Origin of the sequence: Sphaerotilus sp. (genome assembly GCF_031429695.1) — a bacterium.
In the GTDB taxonomy this organism is placed as follows: Bacteria; Pseudomonadota; Gammaproteobacteria; order Burkholderiales; family Burkholderiaceae_C; genus Sphaerotilus.
In genome coordinates this window covers 36,333-61,142 of sequence record NZ_JANPAB010000030.1, presented here as the reverse complement: position 1 = coordinate 61,142, position 24,810 = coordinate 36,333, and the positions used below count along the sequence as shown (strand labels likewise).

Here is a 24,810-nt window from a genome sequence, read left to right as displayed (position 1 = left end):
GGCTGCTTTACAGCGCCAGCACGGTCGGCTGCGCTGCGGCCGGCGGGTAGATGGCCACGAAGTGCTCGGCCTGCTGCCGCTCGGGCGCAGCCCACGGCGTGGTGGTCGCACGCCGGTAATTGAACAGCAGTTGCGGTGCCGCCGGGCCAGGGTGTTCGGCCAGCACCAGGTCGATGGCCCGGGCGTTCGGGTGGCCGAACACGGCGCCGCTGGTCGACACGAGATAGCGTGCGCTGTCGATGGCGCGCAGCAACTTCGCGGTGAGATTGCGCACGCTGCCGTGGTGCGGCAGCTTGAAGCCAGTGAGCGTGAGACGCTCGCCGTGCGCGGACGACGACAGGCAGCCGATCGAGGCCTCCAGCACCGAGGCCCAGGCGTCGCCAGCCAGCAGCAGGCGCACGGTGGGGCGCTCGCTGGGGTATTCCAGCAACAGCGCGATGCTGCTGCCGTTGGCTTCGCTGGCATCGCTGCCGAAGGCGGAGCCGGCTTCACCCGCGCCGCCCAGCGCGTCATCCAGTTCGGCCTCCGGGGCGGCGACTGGTGGTTCTTCCACCGTTTCCGGCCCTGCGCCATCCGCGCCCAGCCCATCACCGAGCGGTCGAAGGTGGGGCGAGGCCGCCAGCCGCAGGCGCAAGGCGGTTTCGTCGCCGGACGCGATGCCGGCTTCCTCCAGCGCCCTGCGCCAGGTGTCCTTCAGTGCGAGCAGGCGGCGGTGGTCGGGCGACAGCAGCGTCAGCCGGCACCCGCCCGGTCCGAAATCGACGCTGGGCAGGCGTCCGTCTGCCCGGTCGATCGCCGCCAGCCGGTCGGGCCAGCCGACATTCCAGACCGTGGTGCCGGTGCGGCGTTCGTAGTCGGCGATGAGCAGGCCGAGCAGTTCACCCTGCAGGGCGCCCAGCGGTTGGCCGGCGGGGTCCGGCACCTGGTCGAGCTGGTCGCGGCCGTTGAACCAGATCCGGTCGAAGGTGCAGCCCAGCGCTTCGGCATCCTGCAGCAGGCGGACCACGCCTTCGATGTGGTCGGCGTCGATGTGCGTGATGACCAGTGCATCGAAGCGCCGCTCCGCAGTGGGTACCTGCAGCACCCTGGCGCGCAGGGCGGCGTAGGTGCGGCTCGGCCCGCCGTCGATCAGCAGGCGCCGGGGGTGGGCCGCGTCGCCATGCTCGATCCACAGGCAGTCGCCGTGGGCGGCGGGCAGCATTTCGATGCGGAACATGGGGGACTCCTGGTTCAGTGCGCGGGCGTGGTGTCGGCTTGCAGCGGGGCCAGCCGCCACTGCGCATCGCCCAGCGCGACAAGGCACAAGGCCATCAGGTAGCCGCGCCCGAGCATGCGGCGGCGCACCCGGCGCATCACGGTGCCGAAGTCGGTGTCGCCATCGCGCACCGTGGCGAGCTGCCGGACCAGCTCCTGCGCGACCGGTGCGGCGTGGCGGCCGAGCACCTTGGCCAGCGTGCCGAGCACGATGGCGGCGTGCTGCTGCTGCACCCGGCGGGTCAGGTCGGTGTAGCCGGTCGGGTTCTCGGTGTCGGTGGCTGTCTGGCAACCCAGCATCAACACGATCGGGCCGGGTTCGGTGGCGTCGGGGTTGATGTAGCTGGGCGAGAGCTGTTCGCGCCCGAGCCGTGCCTGGGCATGTGCCAGGCCGTCGGCGCCGATCTCCAGGTAGTCCAGCCCCTGGTCGGTGTCGTGGTGGGGCAGGACCAGCAGCAGTGCAGGATCTGCCTGCATCGCCGCCTTCCACTGCGGCCAGTCCGCGGCCCGCGCGGCGCGGGGCACGCACTGGGTGAGCGTCTCCCACAGCCGGGTGCGCTCGGCTTCGGGCACCTTGTCGCTGCAGGCGAACAGCGCCGAGTCGATCGGGCGCAGGCTGCGTCGTGCCGCGGTCGGCACCGATGCGCCTGACCCTGACCCAGGGAGCGCGTCCGGGTCGATGCGCTCGATCACCTTCTGCAACGACCAGAATCCCAATGGACACAGGGTGGCGACGTTGTCGCGCTGGTCCTGCGTCAACGGCGTGCGGCTGCACACCGGACAGGTCGCCGTGTCCGACTGCAGTGCCTCGCGCCAGCCGTCGCACAGCCGTGCGTCCTCGGCCGGCACGCCGCGGTCGTAGACAAATTCGAGTGGCACGTGGTCGCGCGTGCGGTTGAGCAGTTGCAGGCGCTCTCCGGGATCGCGGAAGCCGTTGTCACGCAACTGGTTCCAGAGATTGGCGCCGTGGCGTGCCAAGGTGCGCAGCAGGCCGAGGACGTCGGGGTCGTCGGCGTCGAGTTCTTCAGTGCCCGGCGAGCCCGACCTGGCTTGTCGTCGCACGACGGCCGTCTCGGTCAGGTGCAGCGTGTCGTTCAGCCAGCGCAGCGCGGTCGCCGAACCACCCAGGTCGACGGCATGGGCACCGTGGGCGTCGAACAGCAGCAGGCTGGCGCCGGGGTCGGCCGAGGGCGATCGCGGTGCATCCAGCACCAGCGTCCCGTCGACCGCGGGGCTGTTGACGATGTCGAGCACCTCGCGGCGGCTGGCCTGCACCCGCAGCCGGACTTGGTGGTCCGCCGTCTCGGTTTCGCCCGCGACCAGCACGGCCGCGTCGAGCCGCACCGCCTCGAAGATCCGCCCGCGGTAGCGGAACACGATGTCGGCCGCCACGAAGGATTCGCCCTCCGGTACCGTGAGGTGCAGGTCGCAGTCGCCGCTGCGGGCGTCGCGCGCGGCGGGCAGCAGCAGGAACTGGCTGTCGCTGTGCTCGTTGCCGAGGCCGTCGCGCCAGTACAGCTGGGCTTGCAGCCGCAGGCCTTCGGCCGGAAGGGCGACATCCGGAATGGGTTGGTTGGCGGCAATCTCGTCGTCCTCCAGTGGGCCGATCCAGCAGCGGATGACGTGGGCCGCCCCGGCGAGGAAGGTGCGGCGGCGGTGCCCTTGCTGCACGATGCGCAGTTGCACCCGACGCTCCTCCGGCAGGGCACCGCCCGGGTCTTCGTGCGCGGACTCCCGCACGCCGCGGTGCATGCCCCGTGTCGCGCCGGCTTTGCGGCCGCTGAGCTGGTCGCCGTACTGGCCGAGGCGGGACAGCAAGGCCAGCCGGGCGTCGACGTCGCGTGTGTCCAGAATCACCTCGACCTCGGCGCGAATGCGGGCCGCCACGCTGCCCGCGTCCAGCGACTGCACCGCAGGGGACGGCGCGACCGTGCGCCCGTAGGTGGCGAGTTCGGCGCAGGCCTGCGCATCCAGCGGAAAACGGGCGGCCACCGCCAGCGCCACGCGCCGGACCTGCGGGTCCGGATCCGTGTCCACCAGACCGAGCAGCGGGGCCAGCGCGTCGAGGCCGAGCCGGTCAGGCATGGAGCAGCTCGGGCGTGTAGCTCAGCAGGCGGTGCATCAGCAGCGCCCCGGCATGCCGCTTCAGCACCACCATCTCCGGCGCGGACAGGCGCTTCAGGTTGGTGCTGATCGCCGAGGCGAACGCGGCGTCCCCGTCCTGCGCCTGTCCGATGGCGCTGTCGATCGAGAACCACACCGGCTTCGGTCCGTGCGCGAGGTGCATGCCCAGCTCCAGCCGCCTGAATTGCAGACCGCGCACCTGCTCCATCAGGATGTCGATGGCCTCGACCAGCACCGCGCTGCCGGTCTCCGTGGGCCGCTCGACGATCGAGAAAGGCTTGCCGCCGTCGCTGACGATCACATAGTCCAGCGCGTTGCGGTCGCGCAGCAGCGGGTTGACGCCGAGGTTGTCGTACACGCCGCCGTCGGTCAGGCAGATGAAATCGGCGCCGTCGGCCGGGTAGTCGCTCCGGTCCAGCCGCAGCGGCGGGAACACCGGCGGAAACGCCGATGACGCGGCCACCGCGCGGCTCAGCCGGAAGGCATCGGCGGGCTGGAAACCCATCTCCCATTCACCCATCTCGGTTGGCTTGCCGCCACCGGTGACGAAGGAGAACAGGTTGCCGGTGGCCAGATTGGTCGCGTTCAGGTAGAGGCGCGGGCCGGCGGACAGCGCATTCAGCGTGCAGTCGCCGAACAGGTCGCGGTCGTAGGTGTCGGCCAGCTTGTCCAGCCGGGTATGGAAGGGGTCCAACATCCCGCCAAGGACAGACGACACCGCGATGGATGCGCTGCGCAGGTATTGTTCCAGCCGATCGAGCGCGCTGTCGTCGCCCCAGTGCCGGCACAGGAAGGCGCCGGCGATGCTGCCACCGGAGACGCAGGTCAGCAGATCCAGCTTCCAGAGCAACCCCTGGGTCTGCAACTGCCGGAACACCCCCAGGTGGAACGCCGCAGCCCGGAATCCGCCGCCGGACAAGGCCAGCCCGATGCGTTTCTGCACATTGCCCACGGTGATTGCCATGTCGCGCTCCTTGGTCGTCGCACCACATGGTTCATAGACGTACCTCGCCATGAAGTCAAGGGTGCGCGCGGCGAGGCATCCTTCATTCAAAGGACATGCGCGCGGCTGGCAAAATGTACGCCCCCAGTCGTCTGCTTGCACCCCGAGCCGCGCCATGCCCGATACCCCCTTGCGCGTGCTGTCTGTCATCCCGCCGATGACCCAGCTCAACACCCCGTACCCGTCCACCGCCTACCTGACCGGCTTCCTGCGCTCGCGCGGGGTGGACGCGGTGCAGGAGGATCTGGCGCTGGCGCTGGTGCTGCGGCTGCTGTCGCGGGGCGGGTTGCTGGAAATCCGGCGGCGCGTCGAGGCTGCGCCGCCAACGCAACCGACCGAGCCGGTGCAGAGCTTCATGGCGCAGTTCGACCGGTACGTGGCGACCATCGACCGCGTCATCGCCTTCCTCCAAGGCCGCGATGCAACGCTGGCGCACCGGATCAACAGCCGCGCCTTCCTGCCCGAGGGGCCGCGGTTCCGCACGCTGGATGTCTATGTGGACGAGGACGGTGGCGACCCGCTGGCCTGGGCGTTCGGCGCGCTCGGCCTGCAGGACAAGGCGCGCCATCTGGCCACGCTGTACCTGAACGACCTCGCCGACGTGCTGCGCGACGCGGTCGATCCACGCTTCGAGTTCGTGCGCTACGCCGAGTCGCTCGCCACCAGCCAGCCGACCTTCGAGCCGCTGGCCGCCGCGCTGGCCGCCGCGCCGAATCTGATGGACGAGGTGCTGACCGAGCTGACCAAGGCGGCAGTCGAGCGGCATCGGCCGCGGCTGGTGCTGCTGTCGGTGCCGTTTCCGGGGGCGGTGTACGCGGCGTTCCGGATTGCGCAGGCGGTCAAGGCGGTCGATCCGACGATCGTCGTGGCCCTGGGTGGCGGCTTCGTCAACACGGAGCTGCGCGAACTCGCCGAGCCGCGCGTGTTCGACCACATCGACTACGTGATGCTCGACAGCGGCGAGCGCCCGCTGCTGGCGCTGCTGGAGCATCTGAACGGCAAGCGATCACGGCAACGCCTCGTGCGCACCTTCGTGCGGGACGCGGACACCGGCCTCGTGCGCTACATCAACTTTGTCGAGCCGGACGTGCCGTTCTCCGAGGTGGGTACGCCGACCTGGGACGGCCTGCCGCTGGACAAGTACCTGTCGCTGCTCGACATGCTCAACCCGATGAACCGGCTGTGGAGTGACGGGCGCTGGAACAAGCTGACGGTGGCGCATGGCTGCTACTGGAAGAAGTGCAGCTTCTGCGACGTGAGCCTGGACTACATCTCGCGCTACGAGACGGCCACCGCCGAGACGCTGGTGGACCGCATCGAGGCCATCGTCGCCGAAACCGGCCAGACCGGCTTCCACTTTGTCGATGAGGCCGCGCCGCCCAAGGCGCTGAAGACGCTGGCCGCCGAGCTGCAGCGCCGCGACGTGCAGATCTCGTGGTGGGGCAACATCCGCTTCGAGAAGACCTTCACGCCCGAGCTGTGCCAGGAACTCGCCGACAGCGGCTGCATCGCGATGTCGGGCGGGCTGGAAGTCGCGTCCGACCGGCTGCTGACGCTGATGAAGAAGGGCGTCTCGGTCGATCAGGTGGCGCGGGTGACCAAGGGCTTCAGCGACGCGGGCATCCTGGTCCACGCCTACCTGATGTACGGCTTCCCGACGCAGACGGTGCAGGACACGGTCGATGCGCTGGAGTACGTGCGCCAGTTGTTCGAACACGGCTGCATCCAGAGCGGGTTTTTCCACCGCTTCGCCTGCACGGTGCATTCCCCCGTGGGGCTGAACCCGGCGGAGTACGGCGTGAAGCTGCGCCCGCTGCCGCCGGTGACCTTCGCGCAGAACGATGTCGGCTTCATCGACCCGACCGGCACCGACCACGACGCGCTGGGCGTGGGGCTGAAGAAGGCGCTCTACAACTACATGCACGGGATCGGGCTGGACGAGGACGTGCGGGCGTGGTTCGGGCATCTCAAGGTCAAGGTGCCGAAAACGTCGGTGGGGCGGAATCGGATCGGGAAGGCGCTGGCGGTGCGGGCGGGCTGACGCTGAGGCCCGCGCTGACGGAGCCGGGGAATCCTCAGCGGATCAAGCCGAGCGAAATGAATTCCAGCGGCGCGACGCTGCCGTGCGGCGCGTGCTGCGGGACATCCACCGGCTGGTACAGCGACACCAACAGCGACATCGCGACCACAAGCACATAGGGAATCCATCGCGGGCAGGACATGGCGATCTCCTGGAGAGGTCCATCCGGACGTCCGGACGTCCGGATGAAGGGCCTGCCGTCAATATAGACAGCCCTTCTGTCTGGCGCGATGGGACACCCGCGCGCGCACTTGTCAGACATGTCCTACACGGAGCGGCGCACTGGTGCGTGATGCCCACGCGGAACATCGGTCATTTTTCGGTGTTTCGTGATATCCGGCATAGTGCAGGCCATGTGGAATGCCATTTCTGGGGTGCTGAAACGCCCACTTCTGCTCGGGCTGTCGGTCCCGGTCCCGGCCGCGGTGCTGGTGGCCACCCTGATGCTGGGCATCAGTGAGCTGTCCTACCGGGAATCCGCCGGGCAACTCGACCAGCTCGTCCTCAAGGGACAAGTCCGGGTCCAGGCCCTGCAGATGCTCCAGCGCATCTCGGACGCGGAATCGGGCAAGCGGGGGTACCTGCTCGTCGGCGGTGCCGAGTACATGGCGCCCTATGTCCGCGCACACGAGGATGTCCTGCGGGCACTGACGGAGATGAAACGGCTGTACGCCGCACTCCACGATGCCGAGGGTGAAGCCAGGCGCCTGGATCTGGCGCGGCTGGTGGACTCCCGGTTCGGGGAGATGGACGAAGTGTTGCGCCTGCACGCGGCTGGAAAGTCCTCTGTGGCGCTGGACATCGTGCGCTCGGGCATCGGCCGGGATCTCATGGACCAGATCCGTGTCGCGGCCGATGCACTGGTGCAGCACGAAAACGCCCGCATTGCGTCCGGGCTGAAGAACGTCTACGAGACGCTGTGGATGAGCCGGATCGGGGTGGCCGCCATGACGCTCATCAGTCTGCTGGTGCTGACGTTGTTCGTGCGGCAGGGGCGTGAACTGGAGCGGCAGCGTGTCCAGCGGCAAGCCGAGATCGTGGAGGAGCGTGACCGGCTCGAAGCGGAAGTCCTGCGGCGCACCGGCGACCTCACGGAACTGGCCCGGCACCTCCAGACCGCACGCGAAGACGAGCGCGCGCACCTGGCACGCGAGCTGCACGACGAGCTGGGCGCGCTGCTCACCACCGCCAAGCTCGACGCAGCCCGCATCCGGCCGAAGCTGCAGCAGACCTTGCCCGATCTGGTGCCCTGCCTGTCGCATCTGACGGACACGCTCAACAGCGGCATTGCCCTCAAGCGCCGCATCATCGAGGATCTCCGGCCCTCCACCCTCAGCACGCTGGGGCTGATCCCCGCTCTGGAGATCCTGTGCGAGGAGGTCAAGGAACGCTCCGGCCTGGACATCCAGACCCGGTTCGAACCCGCCAGCCTGTCATCCAGCGCCGATCTCACGGTCTACCGGGTGGTGCAGGAGGCGCTGACCAACATCGTCAAGTACGCCCACGCCACGACCGTGCAGGTGGAATTGTGCAACGAGGCGGAGCCGGGGCGGGTGTGCGTGCGCGTGCAGGACGACGGCGTGGGCTTCGACCTGGCCCGGACCCGCGTCGGGAGTCACGGACTGCGCGGCATGCGTTTCCGTGTCGAATCCGAGAACGGCCGGCTGGACATTGCCTCCCGCGCCGGGCAAGGCACCGAGCTGAAGGCGAGTCTGCCCCGCATGGCGCAGGGGTAGGGTAGGACGGTACCTACGACCACGCCCCTCTCGATCCGACACCGCACCGGGGCGCGGTCTGCCTCCCAGCGGACAGGGGGACTCCTAAAGTGGATCCACCGCGGCAACTCCCACGCACCACGCCGCGCTCACCCCTCCCGGAGCCTCAAGGCCCCCTTCGCACAGGAGTCACCATGCTGCACTACACCGTCGTATTCCTGGTCATCGCCCTGATCGCCGCCGTGCTCGGCTTTGGCGGCCTCGCCGCCGGTGCGGCCGGCATCGCCAAGATCCTGTTCCTCGTGTTCCTGGTCTTCGCCGCCATTTCCTTCCTGATGGGGCTCATGCGCAAGGGCTGAATTCATGCGCCCTTACACCTGCCCGAAGTGCCAGCACAGCCTCTTCTTCGAAAACACCGAGTGCCTGAACTGCGGTGCCACCCTGGGGTTTGACCCCGTGGGCATGCAGATGATGGCCTTCGATCTGCCAGGTGTCCCTGACGTACCGGGGCGGCTTCCGGGGGACGCTGGCCCGCCGATGCAGCCCTGCCGCACCCGCCTCGCGTATTCCGCCTGCAACTGGATGGTCACGGACAACGATCCGCAACAGCTCTGCCAGAGTTGCCGGCTCACCTTGACGCGGCCGGACCTGAGCGTCGCGGGTCACCGCCAGATGTGGGCCGAATACGAGCAGGCCAAGCGCCGCCTGGTCTATGGCCTCCTGCGGATCGGGTTGAAGCCCGAGCCCAAGAAGGATCCCGGCGACGGTCTCGGTCTGGCCTTCCACTTCCTGGCGTCTCAACCGTGCCAGCCGCCGGTGATGACGGGTCACGACCGTGGAACGATCATCCTGAGCCTGGACGAGGCCGACAGCGTGCACCGCGAGTCGGTCCGGTCCGACTTCGGAGAGCCTTGGCGCACTCTGCTGGGTCACGTGCGCCACGAAACCAGCCACTACCTGCAGTACCGATGGATCGAGACCGACAGCGAAGCGACCGGCCTCTTTCGCGAGGTGTTCGGTGACGAGCGGGCCGACTATGGTCAGGCCTTGGCCCGTCACCACGCGGACGGTCCACCGGCGGACTGGGCCCAGCACCACATCAGCGTCTACGCCAGCTCGCATCCCCACGAGGACTGGGCCGAGACCTGCGCCCATGTGCTGCTGGTGCAGGACGCGGTCGAGACGGCACAGGCATGGGGACTGTCGCTGTCCAGTCCGGTCGCCACGTCCCAGCCGTCCGCGGACCTGCTCTACGCCCAGTCCTGGAGCGATCTGCTGCTGTTCCAGTGGCTCCCCGTGGCGCAATTCCTGAACGCCATCAACCGGAGCATCGGCGTGGCGGACAGCTACCCCTTCCTCATGCCGTCGCAGGTGGTCCTGAAAATGTCCACCGCCGCCAAGCTGCTGCGGGGCGCGGAGCAGCGCAATTCCTGAGCGACCGGCGAGGTCTGGCTATCATCGATTTCCACCGACCTCTACCGGAGCCTGACCATGCCGCTCATCGATGATGCCTGGTGCGACCTTGTCCTCTACACCCACCGGCCCTAGTTCGAGGACTACGCGGCCCGGCTGGTCACCCGGCCTGCCTACGTGACGGCCAAAGGGATCGATACCGCGCTGGGCGAGCAGCTTGCGGCAGGGAATTCGGCCTGAGCCTCAGCGTCCGCCCGACACGTCCAGCACCGTCCCCGTGATGTAGGACGCCTCGGCCGACAGCAGCCACAACACGGCCCGCGCCACCTCATCGGGATGCCCGCCACGCTGCATCGGCACGCCGGCCTTGAGCCGCTCGACCCGCCCCGGTTCGCCGCTGCTGGCGTGGATCTCGGTCTCGATCAACCCCGGGGCGACCGCGTTGACGCGGATGCCCTCGGCGGCCACCTCACGCGCCAGGCCAATGGTGAAGCTGTCGATGGCGCCCTTGGACGCCGCGTAATCGACGAACTCGCCCGGTGACCCCAGCCGGGCGGCCCGCGAGGACAGGTTGACGATGGCACCGCCCGTGCCACCCCGCGCCGTGGACATCCGCCGCACCGCTTCCCGCGCACAGAGGAAGCTGCCGACGACGTTGGTGTCGAACACGCGCCGCAGCCGGGCGGCGTCCATGTCGATCACGCGCGCCTGCCGCTCCAGCATGCCGGCGTTGTTGACCAGCCCGACCAGCCGCCCGGGTTCGGCGTCGAGGCGCTCGAACAGCCGCAGCACGTCCGCCTCGACCGCGACATCGGCCTGCACCGCCAGCGCATGGCCGCCCTCGGCGCGGATCTGCGCGACGAGCGCCTCGGCCTGTTCGCGCTGCTGGTGGTAGCTCAGGCAGACGGTGTGGCCCTGTCGGGCGGCCAGCCGTGCCACTGCGGCGCCGATGCCGCGGCTGCCGCCGGTGACGAGGAGGGTGGTGGTGGGGGAAGTCAGGTTCATGGCGACAGTCTATGGGGTGGCCGGGATGGCTGCAGCACCGGGGTCCGGCTAGAGTCGGATCACACGAAGCCCTGACCTGGAGGTACCCATGGAACCGGATGACATGACGGAGGATCTGGATGACTTGATCCTCGAAATGGGCGACGAGATGACCCGCACCGCGACGGGTTGGCTGGTCCGGGACACGCTGGATCTGGAATACTGCGCGATCCAGTGGCTGCCCGACGGCCTGGAGGTTCGGGGCAACCTCCAGTTGCGCGGTTCGTCGATTCGCCACCTGCCGTTGCGGCTGCGGGTGACTGGCAACCTGTTGGCCTCCGGCTTGCAGATCGAGGACTTGCCGGCGGATCTGCAGGTGGACGGCAGGGTCTGCCTGACCGGTACCCGGCTGCGTTCGCTGCCGGCAGGACTGAACATCGGTGGCGATCTCGACCTGAGCCTGTCCCGGATCGAGTCCCTGCCCGAGCGCTTGGTGATCCGGGGTGATCTGGACCTGTCCCACACGCCGCTGCAAGCCTTGCCTGAGCATCTGACGGTCGAAGGCCGCCTCGACCTGCGGGGCACGAAGGTGAGCCGACTGCCACCCGGCGTGCGGGTGGGCGGATTGCTGGATCTGGGGTTGACGCCGATGTGTGAGCTGCCGGCCGGCCTGGTGGTCGAAGGTTCGCTGGACCTGCTCGAAACGCTCGTGGAGCACCTGCCCGAGGGGCTGGTGGTGCGGGATAGCCTAAATCTTGGCGGTACCTTGGTCGTCCGATTGCCCGAAGGTTTGCAGGTGTTCGGGTCGCTGAATCTGACCGACACGGCGGTGGCGGCATTGCCGCCAGGGCTGAGCGTCGGAGGAGATCTGCATGTTCAAGGGACCCTGATCACGGCCTTGCCTGCCGGCCTGTCGGTGGGCGGGGACCTGGACCTGCGGGGCATGCCGATCCGGTCGCTGCCGGCGGGTCTGGTGGTGGGAGGTGACCTGTGTCTCGTGAAAACGCAGATCGACACATTGCCCGATGACCTGGTGGTGCGTGGCTCGCTCGACGCGAGTGGTCTGCCGATCCGGTCGCTGCCGGCCGGTTTCAGCGTCGGGGGCAGCTTGTGCCTCGGCGGGACGCTGATCGAGGCGTTGCCCGAGGCCCTGGTGGTCGGCGGCCGGCTGGTGATCGCACGCACCCAGGTTCGAGCGTTGCCGCAGGGCTTGCAGGTGGGCGGTGGTCTGGACCTCTCGCACACCCAGGTGAGTGCGCTGCCCGAGGGGATGCTGCGCATCCATGGCCCGCTCCACCTGCGCGGGGCGCCGTTCCGGTCGCTGCCGACGGGGCTGTTCGTCGCCGGGAACCTGGATGTGCGTGACACGCTCCTGCAGGCGCTGCCCCCGGGTCTGCACGTCGGGGCCTGGCTCAATCTGGATGGCACCCAGATCGAGATCACCGACCTTCCCGCGAACCTGCGTGCCGGTGGCTGGGTGACGATGCAGACGAGCGGCTGGACGGTTCGCAAAGGAGGCGCGGCCAAGCCGTGATGGACCGAATTGCGATGTATCTTCTCCGGATCCCTTTTCCACCCTGGAGAACCGCCGCCATGAAAACCCGCGCCGCCGTCGCCTGGCAAGCAGGCCAGCCCCTGACCATCGAAACCGTGGACCTCGAAGGGCCGAAGTTCGGCGAGGTGCTCGTCGAGATCAAGGCCACCGGGATCTGCCACACCGACTACTACACGCTCTCGGGCGCCGATCCGGAAGGGCTGTTCCCGGCCATCCTCGGCCACGAAGGCGCGGGCGTGGTCGTCGATGTCGGCCCCGGCGTCACCTCGCTGCGCAAGGACGACCACGTCATCCCGCTCTACACGCCCGAGTGCCGCCAGTGCAAGTTCTGCCTGAGCCGCAAGACCAACCTGTGCCAGCTCATCCGGGGCACGCAGGGCAAGGGTTTGATGCCCGACGCCACCAGCCGCTTCAGCCTGAACGGCCAGCCCATCCTGCACTACATGGGCACGTCCACCTTCAGCAACTACATCGTGGTGCCCGAGATCGCACTGGCCAAGATCCGCCCGGACGCGCCGTTCGACAAGGTCTGCTACATCGGCTGCGGCGTGACGACCGGCGTGGGCGCGGTGCTGTTCACGGCCAAGGTCGAGGCGGGGGCGAACGTCGTCGTCTTCGGGCTGGGCGGCATCGGGCTGAACGTGGTCCAGGGCGCGAAGATGGTCGGCGCCGACAAGATCATCGGCGTGGACCTGAACCCGGCGCGCGAGGCGATGGCCCGCAAGTTCGGCATGACGCACTTCCTGAACCCGAAGGACATCGAGGCGGCGGGCGGCAACCTCGTGGACGCCATCGTGCAGCTCACCGACGGTGGCGCCGATTACAGCTTCGAGTGCATCGGCAACACCAAGGTGATGCGGCAGGCGCTCGAATGCACGCACAAGGGCTGGGGCCGCAGCATCATCATCGGCGTGGCCGAAGCCGGCGCCGAGATCTCGACCCGGCCGTTCCAGCTCGTCACCGGCCGCAAGTGGGAAGGCTCGGCGTTCGGCGGCGCCCGCGGACGCACCGACGTGCCGAAGATCGTGGACTGGTACATGGATGGCAAGCTCAACATCGACGACCTCATCACCCACAAGCTGAAGCTGGAGGACATCAACCGCGGCTTCGATCTGATGAAGAGCGGTGAGTCGATCCGCTCCGTGGTGGAGTTCTGAGCATGGTGCCCGCGACCACTTTAGACGGGCTGGAACTCGTCAGCGAACACGGCTGCTTCGGCGGCGTGCAGCGGTTCTATCGCCATGCGTCGCGGGAGATTGGCCTGCCGATGCGGTTCGCGCTGTTCCTGCCGAAGCAGGCGCTGGCAGGTGAGGCCGTGCCGCTGCTGATCTTTCTGGCCGGGCTGACCTGCACCGAAGAGACCTTCACGATGAAGGCTGGCGCCCAGCGCGCTGCGGCGGCACACGGGCTGGCGCTGCTGATGCCCGACACCAGCCCGCGAGGCGCCGGCGTGATCGGTGAAGCGGACCACTGGGATTTCGGCGTCGGCGCGGGTTTCTACCTGGACGCCACGCAGCCCCCGTGGGCCGGCCACTGGCGCATGGAAAGCCACCTGCTGCGCGAGCTGATCCCGGCGGTGGTGGCGCAGTGCGGGCTGGATGGCACGCGACTGGGCATTTCCGGGCACTCGATGGGTGGCCACGGCGCGCTGACGCTGGCGCTGCGGCATCCGGGCCGGTTCGCGAGCGTGTCGGCGTTCGCGCCGATCTGTGCGCCGACGCAGTGCCCGTGGGGCCACAAGGCGTTCACCGGCTACCTTGGGCAAGACAAATCGACCTGGGGCGACCACGACGCCAGCGTGCTGATGGCGCGGCAGGACGGGGCGCCGTACCCCGAAGGCATCCTGATCGACCAGGGGCTGGCGGACAAGTTCCTGGCCGAGCAGTTGCATCCGGATGCGTTCGAGGCGGCGTGTGCGTCGGTCGGCCAGCCGCTGACATTGCGGCGGCACACGGGGTATGACCACGGCTACTACTTCATCGCCAGCGTGGTGGATGACCATGTGGCGCACCACGCGCGGGCCTTGCGCGCCCCTTCCACTTGACAGCACCTGAAAGGTTTTCATGCGGACCATTGCCCGTTCCCGTTGGCTGAACTGGTGTCTTCCGTGGCTGCTGGTCGTGTTGCAAGCCGGCTGTGCCGTCGCACCGAAGCACGCCGCCTTGCAAGGCGACACGCTGCCTCCGCTGATCCCTGCCCGCGATTTTTTCGCCAACAAACGCTCGGCCGGCGACTACCAGCTCTCGCCGGATGGCGGGCAGCTCGGCTGGATCGGTGTGTACGGCACCGGTCCGGCGCTGTTCGTCCGCCCGGTCGATGCGGACGGCCAGCCGACGGGCGTGGACCGCGTGGTGGCGTTGGGCCTGGGGGGTTTCCGGTGGGCGCAGGACAGCCGGCATGTGCTGTTCAGCCGCGACCAGGGTGGCAACGAGAACTACCACCTCATGGCGCTCGACACGCTGGCGAGCGAGCCGCGGGCGCGGGATCTGACGCCGTTTCCGGGCGTGGCGGTGCATCTGCACCAGATGCTGGAGGACGATCCGAAACACGTGCTGGTGCTGCACAACCGGCGCGACCGGCGGCTGTTCGACCTCTACCGGCTGCACATCGAGACGGGCAAGGAAACGCTGGTGCAGCGTAATCCCGGCGATGCGCTCGGCGTCGTGACCGACCGGGCGGGGCAGGTGGTGGGCGTCGTGCGCAAGCAGGGTGAGGTGGTCAGCCTGCACGCCTCGTTCACCGATATCGCCGAGGCCCGCGAGGTGCTGCGCTGGCACACCGATGACCTCGTCACGGTGGTCGGGCCGGATGCGCAGCGGCGCGGCTTCTACCTCGTCACCAACCAGGGGCGCGAGCGGCGGGCGCTGGTGCATCTGGACGTGGGCACCGGGCAGCAGCGGGTGATCCAGGACGATCCGGACGTGGACATCGACTGGGTCTGGCTGCTCCCGCAGACCCGCGAGCCGCTAGCGGCCTTGTCCCATCCCGGCCACCAGCGCATCTACCCGCTGGATGCCGAGTGGGCGCGGGATCTCGACCGCTTCTTTCCCGAGCGTCCGCGCCGGCTGGGCTTGCTCAGCATCAGCCAGGACGGGCGCCTGCTGACGGTGCTGGCGGACACCGACACCGAGCGCCGTTACCTGCTGCTCGACCGCCGCACGGGCCGCACGACCGAGCTGGGGCAGGGCACCGCCAACGCCTACCCCGGACAGCTCGGCGTGACGCGGCCGGTGCAGTTCACGGCGCGCGATGGCCTGCCGCTGTATGGCTACCTCACGCTGCCGCCCGGTCATGAGCGGCGTCCGCCGGGGCCGATGGTGCTGCACGTCCATGGCGGGCCGTGGGCGCGGGACTACTGGGACAACGGCCTGGGCAGCACGCAGTTCCTCGCCAACCGGGGCTACGCGGTGCTGCAGGTCAACTACCGCGGCTCGACCGGCTACGGCCGGCGCCACCAGCTCGCGGCCATCGGCGAGTTCGCCGGCAAGATGCACGATGACCTGCTCGATGCGGTGGACTGGGCGGTGGCGCAGGGCGTGGCCGATCCGCAGCGCGTGGCGATCATGGGCGCGAGCTACGGCGGCTACGCGACGCTGGTGGGGCTGACGTTCACGCCCGAGCGGTTCGCCTGCGGCGTCGACACGGTGGGCGTGTCGGACCTGGTGTCGCTGGTGGAGAACGTGCCGCCGTACTGGGAGCCGAACATGCAGATCTGGCACCGCTACGTCGGCAATCCGGCGGTCCCGTCCGAGCGCGAGGTGATGAAAGCCAAATCACCGGTCCACCGCACGGCGGCGATCACCAAGCCGCTGCTGGTGATCCAGACCACCAACGACGTGCGTGTGCGGCAGGACCAGTCGGACATGGTGGTCAACGCGATGCAGGCGCGGGAGCAGCCCGTGGACTACCTGCTGCTGTCCGGGGCGGGGCACCTGTCGCGCTCGTGGAGCTGGGGGCAGCGGCTGCGGGCAGAGCGGCGGGTCGAGGACTTCCTCGGGGCGTGCCTGGGTGGGCGCAGCGGGGGATTCGACTACTTCGAGTTGGCGGCCTGGGCGTTCTGATCAGGCGGTGCGGCGCCCGGCAAATCCCTTGGGCAGCCCCGCCTCCGGCGTCATCCCGTACAGCGCCTCCCCCGGCAGCCCTGCCTTCAGCGCCTCCCTTGCCGCGATCAGCCGCCCGAGGTTCACCCCGGTGTCCACGCCCATCGCCTCGAACATGAACACCAGATCCTCGGTCACCACATTCCCCGACGCCCCCGGCGCATAGGGACAGCCGCCCAGCCCGCCGAGCGACGCATCAAACGTCCGCACGCCCACGTCGTAGGCGGCGAGGCAGTTCGCCAGCCCCAGCCCGCGGGTGTTGTGCATATGCGCCGAGCCGGTCTTGTCGCCGACCGCAGCGCGCACCCGCTGGAACAGCCGCCGCACCTGGGCCGGGTTCGCCATGCCGGTCGTGTCGGACAGCCCGATCTCGTCCACGCCCGCTGCCGCGAGCTGCTCGGCCAGCCAGACCACCTCGTCGTCCGCCACGGCGCCCTGGAGCGTGCAGCCGAACGCCGTGGACATGCCGATCTCGATCGGCACGCCCGGCGCCACCGCATCCCGCAGCGCCACGATCTCGCGCACCACCGCCACCATCTCGACCCGGCTGCGGCGCACGTTGGCGAGCGAATGCGCCTCGCTGGCCGAGACGGGGATCGTCAGCTTGTGGACGCCGGCCGCCAGCGCCGCCTCCGCGCCCCGCAGGTTCGGCACCAGCGCCATCACGACCCAGCCGGGCAGGGCGGTCGCATGGCGCACCACGTCGGCGACATCGGCCATCTGCGGCAGCGCGCGCGCTGGCACGAAGGAGCCGACCTCGATCTCGCGCAGACCGCTGGTGTGCAGCGCGTCGATCCAGGCCAGCTTGTACGCAGTCGGCATCACGGCCTGCACGCTCTGCAAGCCGTCGCGGGGGCCGACTTCGCTGATGAGGACGGTGGGGAGGACCGCGGGTGCGGCGGGCGGGGCAGGGGCTTTGGGATGGGCGTGCATGGCGCCACGATTTTCGTTCATCATCTCGGTCCATGCAGAAACCTACCTCCTTCCTTGGCCGCGGTGCCCTGTCCGCGCTGGTGCTGGCCGCCACGTTCGCTTTGCCTGCGCATGCTGAAACCCTCGGCGAAGTCAGCACCGCCTTCAAGCTGATCGGCCCGAACCACAAGATCGTCATCGAAGCCTACGACGACCCGCTGGTCGAGGGCGTCACCTGCTTCGTCTCGCGGGCCAAGACGGGCGGCATCACCGGCGCTGTCGGACTCGCCACCGACAAGTCGGATGCCTCCATCGCCTGCCGCCAGGTCGGTGAGATCCGCATCAAGCAGCCGCTGCCGCAGCAGGACGAGGTGTTCAGCGAGCGGCTGTCGATCCTGTTCAAGCGGCTGCGCATCGTGCGCGTGGTCGATGCGAAGCGGCAGTCGCTGGTCTACATGACCTACTCGGAAAAGCTGCTCGACGGTTCGCCCAAGAACAGCATCACCGCGGTGCCGGTCGGCAAGCCGATTCCGGTCAAGTAAGCGGCGATGCGGGCGGTGACGCAGGCGGCTGATCCGCGCCGCCGAGCGCGGCCAGCAGCATGTCGATGAACACCCGCGTCTTGGCGGGCATCAACCGCCGGCCCGGAAACACCACCCACGCCGTCGGACTTGGCAGGCACCACGCCGGCAGCACACGCTGCAGCCGCCCCTGGCGTACATCGGATTGCGCAAAATAGTCCGGCACTGCAGCGATGCCGGCACCAGCGCGTGCCAGCCGGATCAGCAGCTCGGGCGAATTGGCGCCGACCCGGCCGGGCGGCACACCTTGCCAGCGTTGCGTGTCGCGCATCAGCGTCCAGGGAGCCGGCTCGCCGTTGCTGCCCTGGTTGCGCACGGCCTGGTGCGCGGCCAGATCGGCCGGCTCCATCGGCTCCGCCCGTTCAGCCAGATAACTTGGCGCGGCATACAGGCCGGAGGGGAACACCGCCAGCCGGCGCGCCACCAGCAGCCCGTCATCGGGCAGGTCGCCGATCCGCACTACCAGATCGAAGCCCTCGCCCAGCAGATCGACCCGCCGCGGCGAGAGGTCCAGCTCCAGCGAGATCGCCGGGTGCCGAGCGACAAACGCCGCCAGCGCATCGACCAGCAGCAGGTTGGCAAAATCGCTCGGCATCGACACGCGCAGCCGGCCGCTCGGCTCGGCCTGCCGGTGGGCACTCAGGGCTGTGACGGCCGCCACCTCGGCCGCCACCTGCTGGGCGTGTTCCAGCAGTTGCGTGCCGAACTCGGTGAGGGTCTGGCGCCGTGTCGTGCGCAGCAGCAGGCGCTCGCCGACCCGCTGTTCCAGCCCGGCCAGCCGGCGCGAGACGGTCGATTTGGGCAAACCGAGCTGGTCGGCGGCGCGGCTGAAGCTGCCCAGCTCGGCCACGCGGGCGAAGATGAGCAGGTCGTTTGGGTCGATTGCGGCGTCCGTGGAGAGCTTGGATTGTTCCATGATTGGAACAATCATATCCATTCAGGCGGATTCCACCGCAGATTGGTGACGCTTAAAGTGCAGTCATCTCCTCCAAACTGTGGACACCGCCATGAACATCCTCCAGATCAACGCCAGTGCCCGCCGCGACGGCGCGAATTCGACCCGCGTGGCCAATCAGGTCACCGCCCGCCTGCAAGCCGCCAATCCCGGCGCGACCCTGACGCTGCGTGACCTCGCCGTGACGCCGCATCCGCTGCTGGACGAGGCCGCACTGGGCGCGCTGTTCACCCCGGCCGATGCCCGCAGCCCGGAGCAGGCCGCCCGCGTCGCGCTCGACGATGTACTGATCGCCGAGATCCAGGCCCATGACACCATCGTGCTGGGTGTGCCGATGTACAACTTCGGCGTGCCGGTGCAGCTCAAGAGCTGGATCGACGCCATCGCCCGGGCCGGCGTGACCTTCCGCTACACCGCCACCGGCCCGGAAGGCCTGCTCAAGGGCAAGACGGTGTATGTCGCACTGGCCCGCGGCGGCCTCTACCGCGATACGCCGAACGACTCGCAGGTGCCGTACCTGAAGAGCGTGCTGGGCTTTCTGGGCCTGACCGACGTGCGTTTCATCTACGCGGAAGGTCTGGCAATGGGCGCCGATGCTGTCGCCAAGGGTTTCGCCGAGGCAGAAGCCGACCTGAACGCCGCGCTGGCCTGATTCAGCCAGCCCAGCCCGTCCGACGTGCCGCCCGCCACCGCACCGCGGGCGGGTCGGTACTCGCAGCCCACCCAGCCCTGCCAGCCGCAGGCCGCCGACACCTCGTCGATCACGCCGAACAGGTACGGGTAGTTCAGCTCGCCGAGGTCCGGCTCATGGCGCATCGGCACGCTGGCGATCTGCAGGTGCCCGACGCGCCCGGTGGGCAGGGACTGGCGCAGCTTCATCGCCACGTCGCCTTCGACGATCTGGCAGTGGTAGAGGTCGAACTGCACCTGCAGGTTCGCGGCGCCGATCGCCTGCACGATGCGGTGCGCCTCGTCCTGGCGGTTCAGGAAGTAGCCGGGCATGTCGCGTGAATTGATCGGCTCGATCAGCACCGCCCGTCCCGCGGCGGCGGCTTGCCCGGCGGCCCAGGCGAGGTTGCCTTCGTAGATCGCCTGCAGTTGCGCACGCTCCACGCCTTGCGGCGCAAGCCCAGCCATGACGTGGATGCGCGGGCAGTCGAGTGCGTCGGCGTAGACCAGCGCCCGCTCGAACCCGTCGCGGAACTCGGCCTCGCGCCCCGGCAGGCAGGCAATGCCCCGCTCGCCCGCGTCCCAGTCACCCGGCGGCGCGTTGAACAGCACCTGTTGCAATCCGTGGTCGGCCAGCCGTTGGGCGATGTCGGCCGCCTCGAAGGCATAGGGGAACAGGTATTCGACGGCCTCGAAGCCATCCGCAGCGGCGGCGGCGAAGCGGTCGAGGAAGGCGTGCTCGTTGTAGAGCATCGACAGGTTGGCGGCGAAGCGGGGCATGGCAGGGTGGGTTCTCGCGTCAAGCGTCAGAAGTCAGGAAGGGGATGTCCGCCGCGGCACCTGGGCCAGGAAGTCGGCGAACGCTGGGGTCCAGCGGGCGGCCTGCAGCACGGTGCTGTGGCCCGTGGTGTCGGGGCTGCCGGGGAGGAGCAGGGCGCGGCCGTGCCGCAGGCGCTTCATCGCGGCGTCGAGCAGGCCCAGCTCGGGCGGGTTGCGCTCGTCGTCCGCGGAGTTGATGGCGAGCACGGCGGCCTCGATGCGCTCCAGGTCCGGCGTTGGGTCGTAGTCGCGGGCGGCGTCCCACTGGTAGAGGTGGTCGTTGGCGTCGCCGAGGAACGGAGCGTTCAGCCGCTGTTCCACCAGCGCATCGGCCCTGTCTCGGGACGGCGCCAGTTTCTGCCAACCTTGGCAGCCGCCGTTGGTCGCCACTGCATGGAACGCCGACGCCCACTGCAGGCTGCGCGGCTGGCGGGTGTAGTGGCCGCCTTGCCACTCGGGATCGCTGCGGATTGCCTCGATGAGCAGCCGCCGCAGCATCCAGTTGCGCCCCGACATCGCGGCCGGCAACGCAGCCAGTGGCACGATGGCGTCCATGCACTGCGGGTGCCGCTGCGCCCAGAGCCAGGCGTGCGTCCCGCCCATCGAGTAGCCGATCACCGCCCGCAGGTGGTACACGCCGAGGTGCTCCGTCAGCAGCCGGTGCTGGGCGTCCACCATGTCGCCGTAGTGGTAGCGCGGAAAGGCGGTGCGCAGGCCGTCGGAGGGCTTGGCCGACGCGCCCGCACCGATCGCGTCGGGCAGGATGAGGCGGTGGTGGCGGGCGTCCAGCGGCTGGCCGGGGCCGAACAGCGCGCCCGCGAACGCCGGGGTGAGCAGGCTGGCCGCGCTGCCGTTGGTGCCATGCAGCACGAGCACCGGCTCGCCGTCCGGGTTCCCCAAGGTGGTGTACGCCATGCGCAGCGTCGGCATCACCTCGCCCGTGTGGAACCGCACCTCGGGCGCCAGCCAGTGGCCCTTGGTGATCGGGTACGGGAGGTGGGCCATCGTTACCAGCGTGCGCCGAAATGCTGTCGCAACTCGTCGATCTGCGCGTCGGTGAGCGGGGCGGGGCGGGTCAGCAGCCACAGCCGCGCGGTCTCCTCCAGCTCTTCGAGCACGGCGCTGGCTTCGGCCGGGCTGCGGTGCCAGACGTTGGGGCCGAGGCGGTCGAGCATCACGGCGCGCAGCGGGGTGCCGGCGACGCGGCTGGCCGTGATTCGCTCAGCGACGAGGGCGGCGGCGGCCGGGTCACCGGGGCGGTGGTAGGGGATCAGCGGGACGTGGCCAACCTTCATCACGAAGTACGGCGTGATCGGCGGCACGATGTCGTCCGGGTGCCAGACGCCGGCCAGCGTCAGCGCGACGAGGTGGGTCGAGTGCGTGTGGATGACGCAGCGGGCCTCCGGATCGGCGGCGTAGATGCGGCGGTGCAGCGCGAGTGTCTTCGAGGCGCGGTCGCCGCTGGTCTGCACGCCGTCCGCGTTGACGCAGGCCAGCCGCTCGGGCGACAGCGTGCCCAGGCAGGCGTCGGTCGGCGTGATCAGGAAACCGCCGTCGTCGGTGCGCACGCTGATGTTGCCGGCGCTGGCGTGGACGTAGCCTCGGGTGAACAGCGAGGCGCCGACGCGGCAGATCTCGGCGCGCAGCAGGGCGGTATCGGGCATGGGGAGCTTTCCGGGGGAGGCGGCTAGAGTGGGCGTGTGCGGGCAGTCTGCCATGCGAATCGGGCTGTTCGAATCGGCATCATCCACCTGGACCGCAGCACTGCGAACCGCCGGGCCACCAAGGGCCAGTTGCTGCCGATGCATTCGGCCGAGAGTGTCCTGCGGCTGCTCGAACTCGATCAGATGGCGGCGGACACATTCGAGTCGGAAGCGGAAGCGTCGCAGTGGCTGCGCCGGCCCCATCCGATGCTCGACGGCGAAACCCCGCTGGAGTCCGCCAGAACCTCCTACGGTGCGCAGCGCGTCAAGGACATCCTGCTGGCGATCCAGTACGGCGGTGTGGTTTGACGACAGTCTGGCGGATCGGCGATTGCGCTGATTCAACGCTGGCCGTGGCGGCGGTGCTGGCCAGCCTGGGACATGGCTCGACGCTGGGCAACGGCCGGTGGCACACCCGAGGGCGGCATCCCGTGGTGTACGCCGGATCGAGCCGGGCGCTGTGCCAACTGGAAAAGCGTGTTCACTGCAACGGCGCGAATCCTCGGAATCAGGCGCTCATGCGGCTCGACCTGCCGCACGATGCTGTTTTTCTGGAGGCGCAGGCGCTGGGTTTGTCGCCGGACTGGCGCGAGGATGAAGCGGGTACGCAGGCGCTGGGGATGGCGTGGGCCAGTGCGGGGTCGAGTCTGGGGCTGTGGGTGCCGTCGTACACCGAGCCAGCGGAGCGCAACCTGCTCATCAACCCGGCGCATCCACAGTACGGTGCCATCCGGGTGAGCATCGAGCGGTATCCGTTTCGGTTTGATCCGCGGCTGTTTGGGGCTTGAGGGGTCTGGGAGGCGAATCATCAGTCCAGGCATCCGGCTTCGCTGACTGGGCAATTCACCAGTAAGAGCATATGCTATGGCATATGCTTTTTGAAGGTGCCCCATGCCTGACCCCATCCGCCGCATCGCCGTCTTCCGCAACGGCGCCAACCAGGCCATCCGCATCCCCCGCGAATTCGAGATCGATGGCACCGAGGTGACGATCCGCCGCGAGGGTGACAGCCTGATCCTGACCCCGGTGCGCCGCCATCGCCTGCTGGATCTGGTGCGCCAGTGGGAGTCACTGCCACCCGTGGACGACTTTCCTGACATCGACGACCCGCCGCCGCAGGAGCGCGGGGAGCTGTTCGAATGACCGCCGGGCTGGAATGGCTGCTCGACACCAACACGCTCTCTGCATTGATGCGTCGGCCGGTCTCGCCTGACCTGCTGCAACGGCTGGCGACCGCAGGCGACGAGGCGGTCTGCACCAGCATCATCGTCGCCGCCGAGATGCGCTTCGGCGCCGAGCGCAAGGGTTCGCCGGCGTTGACCGACCGAGTCAACGCACTGCTGGCGACGATCACGGTGCTGCCAATCGATGGCGAGGCTGACCGCCACTACGCCGACATCCGCGCCGCCCTGGAGCGCAGCGGAACGCCAATCGGCGGCAACGACCTGTGGATCGCCGCCCATGCGCGTTCACGGGGACTGGTGCTGGTGACGCACAACACACGAGAGTTCAAGCGGGTGCCAGGGCTGGTGGTGGAAGACTGGCTGATCGACTGATCCGACCCGCCTGCCGCTTCAGCTTGTTGGCTATTCACCGCATGTTTTGCGGTGAATGCTCGCCCTATTCGCCGCACCGACTCAAAGCCGCGCAAACGCCTTGCTGAAGAAGTCCCCACTCCCGAAGTTCCCCGACTTCAGCGCCACATGCACCACCTCCCCTGGACACAGCGGCGAAGCCACCGCCGTCCACGGCACCCCCGGATCGATCTGCGGCCCGATCGCCATCTGCGTGACGCCCAGCGCCTGCACGACCGCGCCGGACGTTTCCCCGCCCGCAACGACCAGTTGCCGCACGCCGGCCTGCACGAGGCCCGCCGCGATGCGCGACAGCGTGTGTTCCACCAGCGCGCCCGCTTCGGCCACACCGAGCTGTGCCTGCACGGCGCGGACGGCTTCTGCGTCTGCCGTGGCGTAGACCAGCACCGGCCCTTGTCCTGGCCCTTGCGCCAGCAGCGGCGCGGCCCAGTCCAGCGCCTGCCCCACTACATCGACCCCGGCGGCGATCTCCAGCGGATTCACGGCAAACGCGGGTCGGCCTTGCGCCCGGAAATGCTGCACCTGCGCATTGGTCGCCACAGAGCAGCTACCCGACACCACGGCCTGGTGCCCGGTGGCTGGCGGCAGTTGATCGGCGGCCTCACCCGAGGTCTGCCAGTTCTGCGGCAGGCCAATCGCGATGCCGGAGCCGGCCGTCACCAGCGGCATCCCGGCCAGCGCCTGACCGATGCGGAACAAATCAGCGTTGCTCACCGCATCCACCACCGCGATGCCCACGCCCTCGGCCTGCAGGTCGCGGAACCGCTGCGCGATGGCCTCCGCCCCCCGCGCCACGACCGCCTGATCGACCAGCCCGACCCGCCGCCGCGTCTGCGCCTGCAGCACGCGCACGAGGTTGGCATCGGTCATCGGCGTCAGCGGGTGATGCCGCATCCCGCTGTCCGACAGCAGCACGTCGCCGACGAACAGGTGGCCCTTGAACACCGTGCGCTGGTTGTCCGGGAAAGCGGGGCAGGCGATGGTGAAGCCCTGGCCGGGACCGTGCAGCGCGTCGAGCAGGGCGTCCGTCACCGGGCCGATGTTGCCCGCCGGGGTCGAGTCGAAGGTGGAGCAGTATTTGAAATACACCTGCTCGACCCCCTGCGCCTGCAGCCAGCGCAGCGCCGCCAGCGACTGCGCGACCGCCTCGTCCGCGGCCATGGTGCGCGACTTCAGCGCGACCACGATCGCGTCGGCATCCACCCGCGCTTCGGCGTCGGCTGGCACGCCGATGGTCTGCACCGTGCGCATCCCGCTGCGGACGAGGTTGTTGGCGAGGTCGGTCGCGCCGGTGAAATCGTCGGCGATGCAGCCCAGCAAGGGCACGGGGCGGCGGTTCATGGGGAGG

General features: G+C 69.0%; 25 protein-coding genes. 14 read left to right on the top strand and 11 right to left on the bottom strand.

Translation table 11 applies throughout. From position 1 onward, the window contains the following. Window positions 1-7 precede the first annotated feature (7 nt). From RMP06_RS05920 to RMP06_RS05910, 3 genes are read right to left on the bottom strand one after another with little or no spacing between them, the layout of a single operon-like run. Window positions 8-1,216, bottom strand: a complete 1,209-nt coding sequence (locus RMP06_RS05920) for an MBL fold metallo-hydrolase (RefSeq protein WP_310460849.1) — start codon at window positions 1,214-1,216, stop codon at window positions 8-10. Window positions 1,217-1,230: 14 nt separating this feature from the next. Next, window positions 1,231-3,339 (bottom strand): hypothetical protein, encoded by a 2,109-nt coding sequence (locus tag RMP06_RS05915; RefSeq protein ID WP_310460848.1) that lies wholly within the window; start codon window positions 3,337-3,339, stop codon window positions 1,231-1,233. Continuing rightward, complete coding sequence (locus RMP06_RS05910; RefSeq protein WP_310460847.1) at window positions 3,332-4,342, bottom strand: patatin-like phospholipase family protein; 1,011 nt, start codon at window positions 4,340-4,342, stop codon at window positions 3,332-3,334. The genes RMP06_RS05915 and RMP06_RS05910 overlap by 8 nt, the downstream gene beginning before the upstream one ends. 154 nt (window positions 4,343-4,496) lie before the next feature. On the opposite strand from RMP06_RS05910, the gene RMP06_RS05905 reads away from it, so the two are divergent. Beyond that, entirely contained in the window at window positions 4,497-6,422 is a 1,926-nt protein-coding gene (locus RMP06_RS05905; RefSeq protein ID WP_310460846.1) for a B12-binding domain-containing radical SAM protein, read from the top strand. A 34-nt stretch (window positions 6,423-6,456) separates the two neighbouring features. Here the strand turns inward: RMP06_RS05905 and RMP06_RS05900 are convergent, their stop codons facing one another. Beyond that, window positions 6,457-6,603 (bottom strand): hypothetical protein, encoded by a 147-nt coding sequence (locus tag RMP06_RS05900; protein ID WP_310460845.1) that lies wholly within the window; start codon window positions 6,601-6,603, stop codon window positions 6,457-6,459. Between the two features lie 211 nt (window positions 6,604-6,814). Between RMP06_RS05900 and RMP06_RS05895 the strand changes: the two genes are divergently transcribed. The 3 genes from RMP06_RS05895 to RMP06_RS05885 all read left to right on the top strand — a co-directional run bounded on the left by RMP06_RS05895 (window position 6,815) and on the right by RMP06_RS05885 (window position 9,610). Continuing rightward, window positions 6,815-8,197 (top strand): CHASE3 domain-containing protein, encoded by a 1,383-nt coding sequence (locus tag RMP06_RS05895; RefSeq protein ID WP_310460844.1) that lies wholly within the window; start codon window positions 6,815-6,817, stop codon window positions 8,195-8,197. Window positions 8,198-8,370: 173 nt separating this feature from the next. Further along, window positions 8,371-8,535: a DUF1328 domain-containing protein gene (locus RMP06_RS05890; RefSeq protein ID WP_310460843.1), complete on the top strand. Its 165-nt coding sequence runs from the start codon at window positions 8,371-8,373 to the stop codon at window positions 8,533-8,535. 4 nt (window positions 8,536-8,539) lie between these two features. Beyond that, window positions 8,540-9,610 (top strand): zinc-binding metallopeptidase family protein, encoded by a 1,071-nt coding sequence (locus RMP06_RS05885; RefSeq protein WP_310460842.1) that lies wholly within the window; start codon window positions 8,540-8,542, stop codon window positions 9,608-9,610. Between the two features lie 222 nt (window positions 9,611-9,832). Here the strand turns inward: RMP06_RS05885 and RMP06_RS05880 are convergent, their stop codons facing one another. Further along, entirely contained in the window at window positions 9,833-10,594 is a 762-nt protein-coding gene (locus tag RMP06_RS05880) for an SDR family oxidoreductase (RefSeq protein WP_310460841.1), read from the bottom strand. A gap of 88 nt (window positions 10,595-10,682) precedes the next feature. Here RMP06_RS05880 and RMP06_RS05875 point away from each other — a divergent pair, with 88 nt between their 5' ends. Genes RMP06_RS05875 through RMP06_RS05860 form a run of 4 tightly spaced genes read left to right on the top strand, consistent with a single transcriptional unit; the run spans window position 10,683 to window position 16,189 of the window. After that, complete coding sequence (locus RMP06_RS05875) at window positions 10,683-12,107, top strand: hypothetical protein (RefSeq protein WP_310460840.1); 1,425 nt, start codon at window positions 10,683-10,685, stop codon at window positions 12,105-12,107. A gap of 59 nt (window positions 12,108-12,166) precedes the next feature. Next, window positions 12,167-13,285, top strand: coding sequence for an S-(hydroxymethyl)glutathione dehydrogenase/class III alcohol dehydrogenase (locus tag RMP06_RS05870; protein ID WP_310460839.1), 1,119 nt, complete (start codon window positions 12,167-12,169; stop codon window positions 13,283-13,285). 2 nt (window positions 13,286-13,287) lie between these two features. Further along, window positions 13,288-14,172 carry an S-formylglutathione hydrolase gene (gene fghA / locus RMP06_RS05865; protein ID WP_310460838.1) on the top strand — a complete coding sequence of 295 codons (885 nt, stop codon included), beginning with the start codon at window positions 13,288-13,290 and terminating at the stop codon, window positions 14,170-14,172. A 19-nt stretch (window positions 14,173-14,191) separates the two neighbouring features. Then, window positions 14,192-16,189: a S9 family peptidase gene (locus tag RMP06_RS05860; RefSeq protein WP_310460837.1), complete on the top strand. Its 1,998-nt coding sequence runs from the start codon at window positions 14,192-14,194 to the stop codon at window positions 16,187-16,189. Here the strand turns inward: RMP06_RS05860 and RMP06_RS05855 are convergent, their stop codons facing one another. After that, the gene (locus RMP06_RS05855; protein WP_310460887.1) at window positions 16,190-17,161 is read right to left on the bottom strand and encodes a hydroxymethylglutaryl-CoA lyase; all 972 of its coding nucleotides are present in this window, start codon (window positions 17,159-17,161) and stop codon (window positions 16,190-16,192) included. Window positions 17,162-17,193: 32 nt separating this feature from the next. On the opposite strand from RMP06_RS05855, the gene RMP06_RS05850 reads away from it, so the two are divergent. Continuing rightward, a complete protein-coding gene (locus RMP06_RS05850) occupies window positions 17,194-17,682 on the top strand; it encodes a CreA family protein (protein WP_310460836.1) in 489 nt (162 codons plus the stop codon). On the opposite strand, the gene RMP06_RS05845 is transcribed toward RMP06_RS05850, so the two are convergent. Further along, window positions 17,675-18,637, bottom strand: coding sequence for a LysR family transcriptional regulator (locus RMP06_RS05845; RefSeq protein WP_310460835.1), 963 nt, complete (start codon window positions 18,635-18,637; stop codon window positions 17,675-17,677). The two genes, RMP06_RS05850 and RMP06_RS05845, sit on opposite strands and share 8 nt — an antisense overlap. Before the next feature lie 91 nt (window positions 18,638-18,728). On the opposite strand from RMP06_RS05845, the gene RMP06_RS05840 reads away from it, so the two are divergent. Continuing rightward, a complete protein-coding gene (locus RMP06_RS05840; protein WP_310460834.1) occupies window positions 18,729-19,328 on the top strand; it encodes an FMN-dependent NADH-azoreductase in 600 nt (199 codons plus the stop codon). On the opposite strand, the gene otnI is transcribed toward RMP06_RS05840, so the two are convergent. The 3 genes from otnI to RMP06_RS05825 are packed head-to-tail and all read right to left on the bottom strand — an operon-like array spanning window position 19,241 to window position 21,828. Next, the gene (gene otnI, locus RMP06_RS05835) at window positions 19,241-20,125 is read right to left on the bottom strand and encodes a 2-oxo-tetronate isomerase (protein WP_310460833.1); all 885 of its coding nucleotides are present in this window, start codon (window positions 20,123-20,125) and stop codon (window positions 19,241-19,243) included. The two genes, RMP06_RS05840 and otnI, sit on opposite strands and share 88 nt — an antisense overlap. A 33-nt stretch (window positions 20,126-20,158) precedes the next feature. Beyond that, window positions 20,159-21,169 carry an alpha/beta fold hydrolase gene (locus RMP06_RS05830; protein ID WP_310460832.1) on the bottom strand — a complete coding sequence of 337 codons (1,011 nt, stop codon included), beginning with the start codon at window positions 21,167-21,169 and terminating at the stop codon, window positions 20,159-20,161. 2 nt (window positions 21,170-21,171) lie between these two features. Next, entirely contained in the window at window positions 21,172-21,828 is a 657-nt protein-coding gene (locus RMP06_RS05825) for a class II aldolase/adducin family protein (RefSeq protein WP_310460831.1), read from the bottom strand. Between the two features lie 36 nt (window positions 21,829-21,864). On the opposite strand from RMP06_RS05825, the gene RMP06_RS05820 reads away from it, so the two are divergent. From RMP06_RS05820 to RMP06_RS05805, 4 genes are all read left to right on the top strand, one after another. Next, a complete protein-coding gene (locus RMP06_RS05820) occupies window positions 21,865-22,176 on the top strand; it encodes an antitoxin Xre/MbcA/ParS toxin-binding domain-containing protein (RefSeq protein ID WP_310460830.1) in 312 nt (103 codons plus the stop codon). Continuing rightward, the gene (locus RMP06_RS05815; protein WP_310460829.1) at window positions 22,173-22,655 is read left to right on the top strand and encodes an RES family NAD+ phosphorylase; all 483 of its coding nucleotides are present in this window, start codon (window positions 22,173-22,175) and stop codon (window positions 22,653-22,655) included. The genes RMP06_RS05820 and RMP06_RS05815 overlap by 4 nt, the downstream gene beginning before the upstream one ends. 103 nt (window positions 22,656-22,758) lie before the next feature. Further along, window positions 22,759-23,010, top strand: coding sequence for an antitoxin (locus RMP06_RS05810; protein WP_310460828.1), 252 nt, complete (start codon window positions 22,759-22,761; stop codon window positions 23,008-23,010). Continuing rightward, entirely contained in the window at window positions 23,007-23,423 is a 417-nt protein-coding gene (locus RMP06_RS05805) for a type II toxin-antitoxin system VapC family toxin (protein ID WP_310460827.1), read from the top strand. Before RMP06_RS05810 ends, RMP06_RS05805 begins: the two co-directional genes overlap by 4 nt. Window positions 23,424-23,504: 81 nt before the next feature. Here the strand turns inward: RMP06_RS05805 and otnK are convergent, their stop codons facing one another. Continuing rightward, the gene (gene otnK / locus RMP06_RS05800; protein WP_310460826.1) at window positions 23,505-24,803 is read right to left on the bottom strand and encodes a 3-oxo-tetronate kinase; all 1,299 of its coding nucleotides are present in this window, start codon (window positions 24,801-24,803) and stop codon (window positions 23,505-23,507) included. Window positions 24,804-24,810 lie beyond the last annotated feature (7 nt).

What these genes read in the sequence shown, in the direction of transcription:
- RMP06_RS05920 (WP_310460849.1), bottom strand. Translation starts at nt 1,216, where the DNA reads ATGTTCCGCATCGAAATGCTGCCCGCCGCCCACGGCGACTGCCTGTGG.
- RMP06_RS05915 (WP_310460848.1), bottom strand. Translation starts at nt 3,339, where the DNA reads ATGCCTGACCGGCTCGGCCTCGACGCGCTGGCCCCGCTGCTCGGTCTG.
- RMP06_RS05910 (WP_310460847.1), bottom strand. Translation starts at nt 4,342, where the DNA reads ATGGCAATCACCGTGGGCAATGTGCAGAAACGCATCGGGCTGGCCTTG.
- RMP06_RS05905 (WP_310460846.1), top strand. Translation starts at nt 4,497, where the DNA reads ATGCCCGATACCCCCTTGCGCGTGCTGTCTGTCATCCCGCCGATGACC.
- RMP06_RS05900 (WP_310460845.1), bottom strand. Translation starts at nt 6,603, where the DNA reads ATGTCCTGCCCGCGATGGATTCCCTATGTGCTTGTGGTCGCGATGTCG.
- RMP06_RS05895 (WP_310460844.1), top strand. Translation starts at nt 6,815, where the DNA reads ATGTGGAATGCCATTTCTGGGGTGCTGAAACGCCCACTTCTGCTCGGG.
- RMP06_RS05890 (WP_310460843.1), top strand. Translation starts at nt 8,371, where the DNA reads ATGCTGCACTACACCGTCGTATTCCTGGTCATCGCCCTGATCGCCGCC.
- RMP06_RS05885 (WP_310460842.1), top strand. Translation starts at nt 8,540, where the DNA reads ATGCGCCCTTACACCTGCCCGAAGTGCCAGCACAGCCTCTTCTTCGAA.
- RMP06_RS05880 (WP_310460841.1), bottom strand. Translation starts at nt 10,594, where the DNA reads ATGAACCTGACTTCCCCCACCACCACCCTCCTCGTCACCGGCGGCAGC.
- RMP06_RS05875 (WP_310460840.1), top strand. Translation starts at nt 10,683, where the DNA reads ATGGAACCGGATGACATGACGGAGGATCTGGATGACTTGATCCTCGAA.
- RMP06_RS05870 (WP_310460839.1), top strand. Translation starts at nt 12,167, where the DNA reads ATGAAAACCCGCGCCGCCGTCGCCTGGCAAGCAGGCCAGCCCCTGACC.
- fghA (WP_310460838.1), top strand. Translation starts at nt 13,288, where the DNA reads ATGGTGCCCGCGACCACTTTAGACGGGCTGGAACTCGTCAGCGAACAC.
- RMP06_RS05860 (WP_310460837.1), top strand. Translation starts at nt 14,192, where the DNA reads ATGCGGACCATTGCCCGTTCCCGTTGGCTGAACTGGTGTCTTCCGTGG.
- RMP06_RS05855 (WP_310460887.1), bottom strand. Translation starts at nt 17,161, where the DNA reads ATGCACGCCCATCCCAAAGCCCCTGCCCCGCCCGCCGCACCCGCGGTC.
- RMP06_RS05850 (WP_310460836.1), top strand. Translation starts at nt 17,194, where the DNA reads ATGCAGAAACCTACCTCCTTCCTTGGCCGCGGTGCCCTGTCCGCGCTG.
- RMP06_RS05845 (WP_310460835.1), bottom strand. Translation starts at nt 18,637, where the DNA reads ATGGAACAATCCAAGCTCTCCACGGACGCCGCAATCGACCCAAACGAC.
- RMP06_RS05840 (WP_310460834.1), top strand. Translation starts at nt 18,729, where the DNA reads ATGAACATCCTCCAGATCAACGCCAGTGCCCGCCGCGACGGCGCGAAT.
- otnI (WP_310460833.1), bottom strand. Translation starts at nt 20,125, where the DNA reads ATGCCCCGCTTCGCCGCCAACCTGTCGATGCTCTACAACGAGCACGCC.
- RMP06_RS05830 (WP_310460832.1), bottom strand. Translation starts at nt 21,169, where the DNA reads ATGGCCCACCTCCCGTACCCGATCACCAAGGGCCACTGGCTGGCGCCC.
- RMP06_RS05825 (WP_310460831.1), bottom strand. Translation starts at nt 21,828, where the DNA reads ATGCCCGATACCGCCCTGCTGCGCGCCGAGATCTGCCGCGTCGGCGCC.
- RMP06_RS05810 (WP_310460828.1), top strand. Translation starts at nt 22,759, where the DNA reads ATGCCTGACCCCATCCGCCGCATCGCCGTCTTCCGCAACGGCGCCAAC.
- RMP06_RS05805 (WP_310460827.1), top strand. Translation starts at nt 23,007, where the DNA reads ATGACCGCCGGGCTGGAATGGCTGCTCGACACCAACACGCTCTCTGCA.
- otnK (WP_310460826.1), bottom strand. Translation starts at nt 24,803, where the DNA reads ATGAACCGCCGCCCCGTGCCCTTGCTGGGCTGCATCGCCGACGATTTC.